Below are 12,214 nucleotides of genomic sequence, written 5' to 3'. Positions count from 1 at the left end.
GATCCTGGAGCAGCTTTTTTACATGGAATTTTCTTCATCCTCTTCACTTGCAATCGGATTGGGGAGTTCAAGATGGTTCTTTAATTCATCGGAAGTGGCTGCTAACTGCTCTTGAGCAAGTTGGTAATACCAGCCGCGATCGGTAAAACCACCTTCTCCCTGCAGTTGCATCTTATCAAAGGTGAAATTGTCTCTTTGGAGAAAATAATCTTTAAACTGAATCATTTCATCAAACGTTAAATTGGTCTTCATATTGGCGCTGATGGATGATAAAATTCCATCCATATTGTTCAACCCTTTGGCTGAGACCGTTTCGCGAAAGATTTGCTGGATGATTTCCATCTGGCGCTCACCCCTGGCTAAGTCGCTGTCATATTTTCTCGTCCGGGCCAAAGCCAGCGCTTCTTCTCCGTTAATCAGCTGCTTGCCTTCGGTTAATTGTATGGCACCTGCCTGGTCTGAACTGTTCTGTTCGTTGATGTCAAACGGGACATCATACGTGATCCCGCCAATAGAATCTACAATTTCAACGAAGGAGTTAAAATTCAGCCGCACAAAATAATCGACCGGAACATCCAGCATCCGTTCCACGGTTTCTACCGTTCCATCAATTCCACCGAAGGCGTGGGCGTGGGCAATTTTATCTTTATACCCCACGGCAGGAATATACGTAAGAGAGTCTCTTGGAATGTTCAACATTTTGATGGATTTATCATCCTCATTGAAAGTGGCAAGAACCAATGCGTCCGATCTGGAAGCTGCGCTCGACCTTTGGTCACTGTCATCGATGCCAATAAATAAAACAGAAGTATGATCTTTAGCCGGGGTGACTTCTGTAGCCCGTTTGTCCGATTTTTCTCCACGTTCAAGCCCTTGATGGGATTCTGTGGCTGTCTCTTTTACTTGGTCTGTTAAGTAAGCAGCATAACCGGTTGCAATACCGATACCAACTAGAAGAACAAATAGGAAGGACCAGATGAAGATATATCTTTTACGGCGCTTCATATTCGAAAGCTCCTTTTATTAAAGTGTGACGTCGAACTCTACATAGGAAGCGTTCCCTTGTACAATGGATGCCTGACCACTCGTCAGATTTGTGATCCAATCTTCGCATTCCTTTTCTAGTCCGCTTTCTACATATATTATTAGTTCCACATTTTCTAGGTAATTAACCCCTTCCAATGTGTAATTCGAGTTTCTGACCTCGTTTTCCACTTTACCAAGGAGATGATAATCAATGGTTACTTTGATTTCCTTCATCAGCTGCCGTTTGACGACGCCGGTTGTGTTAATCGCTTCTGAAGCTGTTGATCCATAGGCACGAATTAGTCCACCCGCCCCAAGTTTTATGCCGCCAAAGTAACGGGTCACGACGACAGCCGTGTCTTTCAACCCTCTTTTTTTCAACACTTCCAGCATTGGAACGCCGGCTGTGCCGCTTGGTTCTCCATCATCGTTCGCTTTTTGTATCAGGTCATTTTCCCCAATCATGTAGGCCGAGCAGTTGTGGGTCGCGTCATGGTGCTTCTTTTTGATGTGTGCGATGAAATCCTGGGCTTCTTCTTCGGTTTCGCAGCGTTTCACATATCCGATGAAGCGGGACTTCTGGATTGTCACTTCTTCTGATCCTTCTGGTTTTACGGTATAATAGCTTTCTAACATGGTCTTAAAAACCTCCTAAGGTTTTATTATATCGAGGGGGAAAACAATCGGCAAACGGTTGAATTTCTGTTCATTATTTTACATTTTCACTGAAAAACACCCCCATAAATGGACATGGGACTTACGAATGAGTATGTGAATATTGATGGAGGGACTTATGATGAGTGTACAAAAGAGTGGGGATATCGCCCTTGATCATATCATTGATGAAATGGTCGATACTGTCACCAACAGTAAGGATGAAATCTTCCAGATTGGTGAAGAGTCCCGCAATGAATTTGAGAAGTTGAACAGTGAACTAGCTGACACAAAAAAACAAGTCATCTCCCTGATTGATGAAGGGGACAAACTTGAACAGAAAGTCCGTTTTTCAAGGGTGCGCTTATCAGAAGTCAGCAAACAGTTCCAGACGTATTCAGAAGAAGAAATCCGTAAAGTGTATGAACAAACTCATGAACTTCAAATGGAGTTATCCATGAAACGCGAAAAAGAAAAGCAACTGCGTGAGCGAAGGGATGATTTAGAGAGAAGACTTCGCAACCTGGAAGAGACGATCGGTCGTGCAGAAGCTCTTGGCGGTAAGATTTCTGTTGTTCTCAATTATTTGACAGAAGACTTCAAGCACGTCAGCGATGCGCTTGAAGACGCCAAAGAAAAGCAGGAGTTCGGCCTGCAGATCATTGAAGCACAAGAAGAAGAGCGGCGGCGACTATCGAGAGAGATCCATGATGGTCCTGCGCAAATGCTCGCAAATGTCATGCTCCGGTCTGACCTTGTCAACCGCACCTATCGTGAGCGGGGTGTGGAAGAGGCCATGCAGGAAGTGAAAAGCGTGCGAGCGCTTGTCCGTTCTGCTTTATATGAGGTCAGAAAAATCATATATGATCTGCGTCCGATGGCCTTAGACGACCTTGGCCTGATTCCAACGCTGAAGAAGTATTTAGCAACCATTGAAGATTACAATGAAAACATTCACATCTCTTTTGCCTCGTTTGGAAAAGAACGACGTTTAGAAACAAAGTATGAAGTGGCTCTTTTCCGCCTGGTACAGGAATCCGTACAAAATGCGGTCAAACATGCAGAACCGAAAGAAATCAAAGTGAAAGTGGAACTGAAGCCGAATGCAGTCATGATCGTCGTTAAAGATGATGGAAAAGGCTTCGACACGACGCAAAAGAAAGAAAAGTCTTTCGGTCTGGTCGGAATGAGGGAGCGCGTCGATATGTTGGACGGCGAACTCAACATCGATTCAAGTTTAGGAGAAGGGACGATTGTCACGATTCATTTACCAATAAATTGATAATTCAATGAAAAACTATGTAAATGGACGTGAATCGTTTATAATAGAAAATAGGATTAGGGTAGACTTTCATTTCTAAAAAAAGAGAAAAACAAAGATAGAGAGATAAAGAATAGGTTAGGGGTACGAAAACCCATTCTATGTATGAGAAACAGGAGGAAATGACCATGACGACCAGAATAGTCCTAATTGATGATCATAAATTATTCCGTGAAGGCGTAAAGAGAATTTTAGACTTTGAATCAAGTTTTGAAGTTGTAGCTGAAGGTGACGATGGGGATACAGCCGTTCACCTTATTGAAGAGCATATGCCTGATGTTGTCCTTATGGATATTAACATGCCTAGCATGAATGGGGTAGAAGCGACAGCTGAAATCACGAAGCGTTATCCAGATATGAAAGTCATCATTCTATCGATTCACGATGATGAGAACTACGTCACACATGCGCTGAAGACAGGAGCCCAAGGATATCTTCTTAAAGAGATGGATTCTGATGCCTTGATAGATGCGATTAAAGTGGTTAGTGCCGGAGGGTCCTACTTGCACCCGAAAGTAACACACAACTTGGTAGCTGAGTATCGTCGTCTTGCAGATAGCAAAGGTGGACATGCTTATCGTACGATTGAATATCGCAAGCCGCTGCATCTTCTTACACGCCGCGAATGTGAAGTGCTGCAACTGTTGGCGGACGGAAACAGCAACCGAGGCGTAGCTGAAGCTCTCTATATTAGTGAAAAGACAGTGAAAAACCATGTCAGTAACATCCTGCAGAAAATGAACGTCAATGACCGTACCCAGGCTGTAGTCACAGCGATTAAAAACGGTTGGGTAGAAGTCATCTAAATAAAAATGATTGAAAAGATTAGGGCTGTTTTTCTAAGGTGCAGAAATGTACCCCTTAGAAAAACAGCCCTTTTTCGTGTGTGGAATTGCTGAGTTTTGGGATTTTTTGGAGTGCCAAGTCATCCAGATTCTGGATGACTTGGCACTCCAAAAAAAGACATACGGACAACTGTTTTCGCATTAGTTGGTGCATTGTGGGTAGGGTTCATGTAAAATAGAAAGAGAGAATACCGGAAATTATTTTACATATATTCATAGAAAATGATTATGAAGACAAGGAGTTGGATCGGATGAAAACAGCGGTAATCACAGATAGCACAGCTTATCTTCCGAGAGATGTACGAAAAGCCAACAACATACATATGGTCCCGTTGAACGTGATATTTGGTCATGAATCCTATCAGGAAGAAGTCGATATTAACGCGGATGATTTCTACGATATGGTTAAAGAAGGAGGAGAACTTCCAAAAACTTCTCAGCCTTCCATCGGCATCATGACAAAGAAGCTGGAAGAGCTCGCTCAAGATTATGATGCCGTCATTTCTATTCACTTATCCAGCGGCATCAGTGGAACGTACCAGGCGATGGTTACTGCTGGTGAAATGGTCGAAGAAGTGGATGTCCACGTGTTCGATTCAGAAATCAGCTGCCACATGCAGGGCTATTATGCACTGGAAGCTGCTGAATTAGCGAACAATGGAGCAACACCGGATCAAATCATCAGCCGTTTGAATGAAATGAAGACATCCATGAGCGCGTACTTCATGGTCGATGATCTCAGTCACCTCCAAAGAGGGGGACGCCTCAACGGTGCCCAAGCTTTCGTGGGCAGCCTCCTGCAAGTGAAGCCTGTGCTTCATTTTGTAGACACAAAAATTGTCCCTTATGAAAAAATTCGTACCCGCAAGAAAGCAATCAAGAAGATCCTTTCGCTTTTTGAGGAAAAGGTCCAAGAAGGCGGAACGTACAAAGCCTGCCTGATTCATGCCAACCGACCTGAAGAAGCGGCGGAGTTAAAAAAAGAATTGGAAGCGAAATTCGACAACGTTGAGGTCGTCCTCAGTTATTTCGGTCCCGTAATCGGTACTCACCTTGGTGAAGGAGCGATGGGCCTTGGCTGGTACCGCCAATCCTAAAAAGAAAGGAGCCTGTTTGTGAGACTCAAACAGGCTCTACTTTTCTATAGGATGGTGTTCTTATGTTCAAAGAGGTTAAGAAATACCTTCAAGAAGACTTCACCTGGATCCCTCATGAAAATCCCCCTCACAGTTACTCTCTACTTACTGGAAAACTCCTTCTCCGTCATGAAATCCCTTATGAAGATGAAACCGTAGATCAGCTGGTAAGGCACTCCTTTTTAACAAAAGTAACAAGCATTGAATCCTATTTCTGGGGCCATCGTTGCCGGCGTTGTGGAAACACAAAGTCCTACCTTTTTGCAAGAATGCCACATGCGCCATGTGGTCAAACCTGTTTGTATTGTCGCTCCTGCATTCAAATGGGGAGGGTGATGGAATGTGAACCCTTGTATTATGGGAGTACTGGCTTCCCGTGGTCTGTCTACGAACACCCTTGCCAGTGGAACGGTAAATTGACCGTCCATCAACAAAAAGCTGCAGACGAACTCGTGACCCTCGTACAAAGTGGGAAGGGTGAAAAATTAGTATGGGCGGTTTGTGGTGCCGGAAAAACAGAAATTCTGTTTCCTGCCCTGACAGAAGCACTGAAAAACGGGAAACGCATATGTCTTGCTACGCCTCGAACGGATGTTGTCAGAGAATTGCTCCCCCGCTTACAACAGTCTTTTCCGGAAGTGAAGATACAGGCGCTATATGGAGATAGCCCAGACAAAGCTGCCGATGCCTCTTTTATCATCGCCACGACCCACCAGCTGCTTCGCTTTGCTCATGCATTTGATGTGATGATCATTGATGAGGTGGATGCTTTCCCTTTTCATAACGATGCCTCTCTTCACTATGCCAGTAAGCGGGCAGCGAAACCGGAGGCTTCTATCATTTATTTGACCGCCACCCCAAGAAAAAAGCAGAAGAGAAGAATGCGTTCGAAGGACCTTCCTGTCGTATTCATTCCAAGACGCTTTCACGGCCATCCCCTTCCTGTCCCTCAGCTAAAGCTGAACCCTCCTCTCCACCGTTATTTGAAAGAAGGAGAGCTCCCTCCAAAGATCCTCCAGCAAATCTCTCAGCAACAGCAGACACCGAGACAACTGCTCCTTTTTCTTCCCTCGATCCAAATCGCCGAACAGATTGCCGTCTATTTGAAGGAACAGAACTACGAGGTTCAATCTGTGCATGCGGAAGACAGTCAAAGGGCAGAGAAGATTCAGGCGTTCAGAGATAAAGAATACCGAGTGCTTATAACAACGACAATTTTAGAACGGGGAGTGACGTTTCCCTCTGTTGATGTTTTTGTCATCGACGCAGGGCATGTGGTCTTTGATGAAGCAGCCCTCGTCCAGATTGCGGGAAGAGCTGGGAGGAGCTCAGACGACCCAACAGGAGATGTGATTTTTTATCATATTGGAAAATCGGATGAGATGCTGGATGCTGTGGATTCGATCCGATACATGAATAAGTTAGGACGAAAGCTATGAGATGTGTGGTCTGTCATGTTGATACCATTCCCGATGTCACATGGAGTACGTTTTGGAAACCACCGGATGTGAAAAGGTTATGCAGTGAATGTGAGGACCAAATGGATAAAATCAACGCTCCTTTTTGCCCCCGTTGCCATCGTCCAGACCATGAAGGCGTGTGTCAGGACTGTCAAAAATGGGATAAAACACATGCTGATTTATTGGAGCGAAATGTTTCTGTTTTTCCATACAACGACTTCAACAAAGAGCTCGTCGCACGTTGGAAGTATAGAGGAGATTATGAGTTGACGGAGGCTGTCAGGGAACACGTACAAAAGGTGTGGGTAGATTCGGATTTTAAAGGGAAGCGGGTTCTTAGCGTTCCCCTAAGCGGTGAGCGTCTCATTGAGCGTGGTTTCAACCAATCTGAAGCGATCATCAATGCCTTAGGTGAAGAACCCCTCTCTTTATTTGAGCGAACTCATAGTGAGAAGCAGTCGAAAAAAGGTCGAAAGGACCGTATGCAATCGGAGAACCCCTTCCGTCTCCTGCAGCCAATAACAGATCCCGTGGTCATTGTCGATGACATTTACACAACAGGAAGGACCATCCGGCATATGGCTTCGGTGTTGAAAAAACAAGGGTGTTCATCTGTTTCTTCTTTTACAATCTTCCGCTGAATGGGTGATAGGACTTTTGAATCTCTCTTTTTGTGCCGATATAATAGATAAATAGGGAATATGGAGGGCGATGAAATGGGAGAAGTAGCGAATTGCTCACGTTGTCATGGACTTTTTCTAAAAGGGGCAAGCACTGTGTGTCCTGAGTGTAAGAAACAGGAAGAAAAGGAGTTTCAAACGGTTTATGCGTTTATAAGAAAAAAACAAAACCGTACAGCAACTGTGGAAGAAATTGAAACAGGAACAGGGGTTTCCGAAAAGCAAATCCGGAAATTTGTCAAAGAAAAGCGGCTTCATCCTGCTCACTTTCCGAATGTTCAGTACGCTTGTGAGAAGTGCGGAGCCCTCATAAGAGAAGACCGGATATGCAGTGATTGTAAAGATTCGATTCAAAAAGGTCTCGATGTACAAGAACGTAATGAATCTTTAGAAAGAAGAAAAAACGAATTGGAACATAGAAAAGCAAACAGGACTTATTATTCACGGTGAAATGAATCATAAGCATGATTTATATTTTCATTAAGGTTGTCGATATAATGAATAATAGATAACCGGTAGGAAATGAGGTGACAGAATTGAAAATTAACGGACCAAATCATACGAACTTAAATCCTTATCAAAAACAAATAAACAAACAGACAGAAGCCGGACCGAAAAGACAGATGACAGATAAGGTTGAGATTTCCGAGACTGCCAAACAGATGCAGGAATCCGGGAAGACCGATTCTGTAAGGAGTAAGCTGGTCGAACAAATGAAAGCCAATGTTGATCAAGGAAACTATCAAATAGATACCAAGGCAACAGCTAAAAAGATGTTGGATTTTTGGTCGAAGTAAACATAGAGGAGAATCATCATGACGATCATTCCGGTCATCAATCATATGAATCAGCTTCAGCAGCTGCATGAAAGTTTATTGTCTTTGTCCAGAAAAAAAACAGAGGCATTGAAAACGAATGACGTTACAAGCATTCAACAGCTGTTGCTCCAAGAAAAGAAGCACGTTCATGCGATTGATAAAATTGAAAAACAACGAGAAGGGGCTGTAGCTCAGTGGGCAACGGAAAAGGACCTTTCTCCACGTGAGCGGACGGTGTCCGAACTTATAGAACTTCTCGATGGAGAAGAAAAAGGCATGCTCCAAAACGCGTATGAAGGTTTGATCCTCGTGTTAGCTGACCTGAAGCAACAGGAGCAGTTGAACAGGGAACTGACTCAGCAGTCTCTTCAGTTCATCAACATGTCGCTCGACCTTCTTCAGCCTTCCATTCAATCAGTGAATTACGGAGGAAACGAGCAGAGCAACAGTGGAACGGCTAAACGTTCCATTTTTGATTCAAAAGCATAAAGCAGAGGAGTAACCATCATGGGATCAACGTTTCACGGATTGGAAGTAGCGAAGCGCGGGCTTTTCACGCAACAATCCGCTTTATATACGACAGGACATAATATTGCCAATGCGAATACAGAAGGGTACACGAGGCAGCGCGTCAATTTTGAACAGACAGGACCCTATCCCCCGGCTTCACGAAACCGTCCGGATATCCCCGGCCAGGTAGGGAGTGGTGTCAAAGCGGGTTCGATTGAAAGAGTACGTGTCGAGTACCTTGATTTTCAGTATCGTGGAGAAAATAGCAAGGCCGGCTATTATGAAACGCGTTCATCTGCGTTAGGACGTCTGGAAGCAGTTATGAATGAGCCCTCTGATGATGGTCTTGCACGGACGATGGACCGCTTTTGGGAATCTCTTCAGGACTTGTCTGTGAACCCTGAAGATTCTGGAGCTCGCTCTGTTGTCCGTCAACGAGGAGAAGCGGTAGCCGAAACATTCAATTTCTTATCCAACACGCTAAATGCTCAGCAGAAGGATATTAAAAGAGAGACAGGAGTAACGGTCAAAGAAATCAATTCTTTAGCCAATCAGGTCAATCGGGTCAACCAACAAATTGCCGAGGTCGAACCACACGGGATGGTCCCCAATGATTTGTATGATGAACGCGACCGTTTGCTGGATCAGTTATCAGAGCATGTCAACATTGATGTTAAGTACGAAGATGCGCCATCTTCCGCTGACCCATTGGCGATGGGGAAAGCAACAGTCAAGATCGTTGATGCTGATGGGAAACCTTTAGTCCCTGAGGCCGTCCTAGTTGATGGAACAGCTAACACGGTGAATGAAATGAGTGTCCAATATAAAGACGGGGGTTCACTAGCTAACGGTATTCAACTAGGTGATGCTGCTCCTTATTCTGTTGAAGGCTTTTCTTCTCATGGAAAGTTGAAAGGTTTGATTGAATCCGGAGGGTACATGAAAGACGGAGAGGCAAAAGGCACGTATCAACAAATGCTCTCGGACCTTGACCGTATGGCCACAGGTTTCGCGCGTTCCTTCAATGACATTCATAAGCAAGGAGAGTCGTTGAACACCATCAGCGGAGATACTACAGAAGTGCCGAATTTCTTTGATATCGGTGGTGGAGACCCTGCCGCAGGGGAAGTTGTCGAGGGCCTTGCAGGTACATTGAGGATTTCCGATGAGATTAGAGCGGATGGAGATCACATTGCCGCCGCTACTCTAAAGCAAGCCGGTAACGGTGAAAATGCTCTAGCTCTTTCAGAAGTGCAAAACAATGCGAATGGCGAGTATTTCGGTGAAGAGACTTCTATGAACAGTTTCTACGAATCCATGATCGGTACAATGGCCGTTGAAACGCAAGAGGCGGAACGAATGTCCAGCAATGCAGGTACATTAAAAGCGTCTGTAAATGAACAGCGCCAGTCTGTCAGTTCCGTATCTCTTGATGAAGAGATGTCGAATATGATCAAATTTCAGCACGCGTACAACGCTGCCGCACGAAATATAACCGTCGTCGACGAAATGCTCGATAAAATCATCAATCAGATGGGACGAGTGGGAAGGTAGGTGAATGAATTATGCGCGTAACGCAATCGATGCTAACGAACAACATGCTGCGTAATTTGAGTAACAGCTACGGCAATATGGGGAAATATCAGGATCAGTTGTCTACAGGGAAAAAGATTTCCCGTCCTTCTCAAGATCCGGTTGTTGCGATGAAAGGGATTAACTATCGCCAGCAAGTGACGGAGGTTGAACAGTTTCAACGGAATATTTCTGAAGTTCACAATTGGATGGACAACAGTGACTCTGCTTTGGATAAAGCTACACAGGCGATGCAGCGTGTGCGAGAACTCACAGTTCAAGGGAGTAATGATACGTATGAAGCAGGACAGCGAGAAAATATTGCAAAAGAAATCCGCCAGCTTAAAGAGCACCTTGGATCAATAGCGAACACGAAGGTGAACGATAAGTACATATTCAACGGCAGCAATACGACGAAACCGCCATTTGAGGATTTAGATGCTTTGGAAAATACCGTGATTTCTCCAGCAACTGCGGAGGATGAAGTGAGGATTGAGGTATCTTCCGGTGTTAAACTTCAAACGAACGTTTTGCCTGGTCGTGTCTTCAATCAAGATTTGTTCAAAGACCTTAACGATTTTGCCCAAGCTTTGGAAGGGGATACTTCTAAAGGGGATTTAGGTGATTTCCTTGGGAAGTTTGATAACCATATAGGGAATATTGTCAATGAACGTGCTGATTTAGGCGCACGAATGAACCGAGTTGAATTGGTGGAAGATCGCTTGGAGACACAGAAGATTAGTGCAACGAAAATGATGTCAGACAATGAAGATGCTGATATTGAGAAAGTGATTACCGATTTGAAGACCCAGGAAAGTATCCACAGAGCGGCCATGGGGGTCGGGTCCAGAATCATTCAACCCACGCTGATGGATTTTTTAAGATAAAGACTGTTTCTTAAGAGACAGTCTTGTTTTTCTTTAAATAACCTCTTGAGAAAGTGAGGATTCACGATGAACATCCCCAAGCTGCAAATAAAATCGACACCCGGACAGACCGGGCTGTCCATCCAAAAGCCGGAACAGACAATCCGGCAGTTTAAAGCTGAACAATCCATCCAACAACCGAAAGCAGAAATGGATGTGCGGCAGAAGCCAGGAAAGTTGACCATCGACCAAACGAACGCCTGGCATAACCTTGATTTAAAAAGTGTGATGGTGCGAAGTAAAGAACTCGTAAGCATTGCAAAAAATCATTGGATGGAGGGATTGGCTCGTGTTTCTCAGGAGGGCGATGAGATGATGCGGATCGAAAACGGAGGAAATCCAATTGCTGATCAAGCCAAACGCAATGCAGGCTTTGATTTTACGATCCAGCCAGGCGGCAAGCCAACTTATGAGCTAGTGGATATCCAGTATCAGCCTGAAGCGGCTCAGATCGATGTTCAGCGCCGTGATCCGATTATAGAAACGAAGAAGCGAGACCCCGAGCACCATTACCAGCCGGGGCGAGTGGATGTAACTATGGAACACTATCCTGAGTTGAAGATTGATTGGAAGGTGTAAAAATGAAAATCGAAACAAAGTACTTTGGTGAGTTAGAAGTGGAAGAAAAGGATTGTATCGAGTTCCCGAATGGGTTACCAGGGTTTGAAAGCTATCAATCTTTTGTGCTCCTGCCCGTGGACGATTTAGGCAGCTTTTTTGCGTTACAATCGGTGGAAGAAGCAGGGGTGTCTTTAGTCGTTACAAACCCTTACCTTTTTTATAAGAGTTATGAATTTGACATCAATCCTGAAGATTTAGAGATACAAGGTCAAGACGATATCGCTGTCTATAATGTCGTTACTCTCCAAGATCCATTTGAAAAATCTACATTGAACCTTCAGGCGCCTATTGTCATGAATACCAAGCAGCGTAAAGCAAAACAGTTAATTTTGAATCAATCAGATTATCATACGAAGCATCCTTTAATTGCTAACGTAAAAGGCGGTGAGTCTCATGCTCGTCCTTAATCGCAAAGAAGGAGAATCAATCCGGGTAGGAGATGATATTACGATTACCGTCGTCGGTGTGGAAGGTGGACAGGTGAAACTGGGGGTCGAAGCACCTAAGAGTTTGGGGATCCATCGTCAGGAAGTGTACTTGGCCATTGAGAAAGAGAATGAGGAAGCGGCGAATGTGTCGGAGAATCTGTTGAATCTCTTAAAAAATGCAAAAAAAGATTAAAACCTACATGAAGTCGGTCGATAT

Annotated in this window: 15 protein-coding genes; 13 read left to right on the top strand and 2 right to left on the bottom strand. The window is 44.4% G+C overall.

Translation table 11 applies throughout. The annotated features are described in order from the left end of the window. Positions 1-18: 18 nt before the first annotated feature. Together ACXACN_RS11165 and ACXACN_RS11160 are read right to left on the bottom strand one after the other, a co-directional pair. Positions 19-1,005 carry an LCP family protein gene (locus tag ACXACN_RS11165; protein ID WP_474964473.1) on the bottom strand — a complete coding sequence of 329 codons (987 nt, stop codon included), beginning with the start codon at positions 1,003-1,005 and terminating at the stop codon, positions 19-21. Positions 1,006-1,023: 18 nt separating this feature from the next. Then, a complete protein-coding gene (locus ACXACN_RS11160; RefSeq protein ID WP_474964472.1) occupies positions 1,024-1,662 on the bottom strand; it encodes a YigZ family protein in 639 nt (212 codons plus the stop codon). A 160-nt stretch (positions 1,663-1,822) separates the two neighbouring features. Here ACXACN_RS11160 and ACXACN_RS11155 point away from each other — a divergent pair, with 160 nt between their 5' ends. The 13 genes from ACXACN_RS11155 (at position 1,823) to csrA (ending at position 12,190) form a co-directional block, all read left to right on the top strand. Beyond that, on the top strand, positions 1,823-2,962 hold the full coding sequence (locus tag ACXACN_RS11155; protein ID WP_474964470.1) for a sensor histidine kinase: 1,140 nt from the start codon (positions 1,823-1,825) through the stop codon (positions 2,960-2,962). A 167-nt stretch (positions 2,963-3,129) separates the two neighbouring features. Continuing rightward, complete coding sequence (locus ACXACN_RS11150; protein ID WP_474964468.1) at positions 3,130-3,807, top strand: response regulator; 678 nt, start codon at positions 3,130-3,132, stop codon at positions 3,805-3,807. Between the two features lie 290 nt (positions 3,808-4,097). After that, the gene (locus tag ACXACN_RS11145; protein ID WP_474964467.1) at positions 4,098-4,943 is read left to right on the top strand and encodes a DegV family protein; all 846 of its coding nucleotides are present in this window, start codon (positions 4,098-4,100) and stop codon (positions 4,941-4,943) included. Between the two features lie 62 nt (positions 4,944-5,005). Next, positions 5,006-6,421, top strand: a complete 1,416-nt coding sequence (locus ACXACN_RS11140; protein WP_474964466.1) for an ATP-dependent helicase ComFA — start codon at positions 5,006-5,008, stop codon at positions 6,419-6,421. Continuing rightward, a complete protein-coding gene (locus ACXACN_RS11135) occupies positions 6,418-7,083 on the top strand; it encodes a phosphoribosyltransferase family protein (protein ID WP_474964464.1) in 666 nt (221 codons plus the stop codon). Before ACXACN_RS11140 ends, ACXACN_RS11135 begins: the two co-directional genes overlap by 4 nt. 75 nt (positions 7,084-7,158) lie before the next feature. After that, entirely contained in the window at positions 7,159-7,572 is a 414-nt protein-coding gene (locus ACXACN_RS11130) for a TIGR03826 family flagellar region protein (protein ID WP_474964463.1), read from the top strand. 86 nt (positions 7,573-7,658) lie between these two features. After that, entirely contained in the window at positions 7,659-7,919 is a 261-nt protein-coding gene (flgM, locus tag ACXACN_RS11125) for a flagellar biosynthesis anti-sigma factor FlgM (RefSeq protein WP_474964462.1), read from the top strand. Between the two features lie 18 nt (positions 7,920-7,937). Beyond that, positions 7,938-8,429 carry a flagellar protein FlgN gene (locus ACXACN_RS11120; protein ID WP_474964460.1) on the top strand — a complete coding sequence of 164 codons (492 nt, stop codon included), beginning with the start codon at positions 7,938-7,940 and terminating at the stop codon, positions 8,427-8,429. 18 nt (positions 8,430-8,447) lie between these two features. Further along, entirely contained in the window at positions 8,448-10,004 is a 1,557-nt protein-coding gene (gene flgK / locus ACXACN_RS11115; RefSeq protein ID WP_474964458.1) for a flagellar hook-associated protein FlgK, read from the top strand. 11 nt (positions 10,005-10,015) lie between these two features. After that, complete coding sequence (gene flgL, locus ACXACN_RS11110; RefSeq protein ID WP_474964457.1) at positions 10,016-10,909, top strand: flagellar hook-associated protein FlgL; 894 nt, start codon at positions 10,016-10,018, stop codon at positions 10,907-10,909. A gap of 66 nt (positions 10,910-10,975) precedes the next feature. After that, positions 10,976-11,527: a DUF6470 family protein gene (locus ACXACN_RS11105; RefSeq protein WP_474964455.1), complete on the top strand. Its 552-nt coding sequence runs from the start codon at positions 10,976-10,978 to the stop codon at positions 11,525-11,527. Positions 11,528-11,529: 2 nt separating this feature from the next. Next, positions 11,530-11,976: a flagellar assembly protein FliW gene (gene fliW / locus ACXACN_RS11100; RefSeq protein ID WP_474964454.1), complete on the top strand. Its 447-nt coding sequence runs from the start codon at positions 11,530-11,532 to the stop codon at positions 11,974-11,976. Next, positions 11,963-12,190 (top strand): carbon storage regulator CsrA, encoded by a 228-nt coding sequence (gene csrA, locus ACXACN_RS11095; RefSeq protein WP_474964452.1) that lies wholly within the window; start codon positions 11,963-11,965, stop codon positions 12,188-12,190. The genes fliW and csrA overlap by 14 nt, the downstream gene beginning before the upstream one ends. Positions 12,191-12,214 lie beyond the last annotated feature (24 nt).

This window comes from Halobacillus sp. AWM4_238, from assembly GCF_056158265.1.
This window is presented reverse-complemented; position numbering and strand designations above follow the sequence as displayed.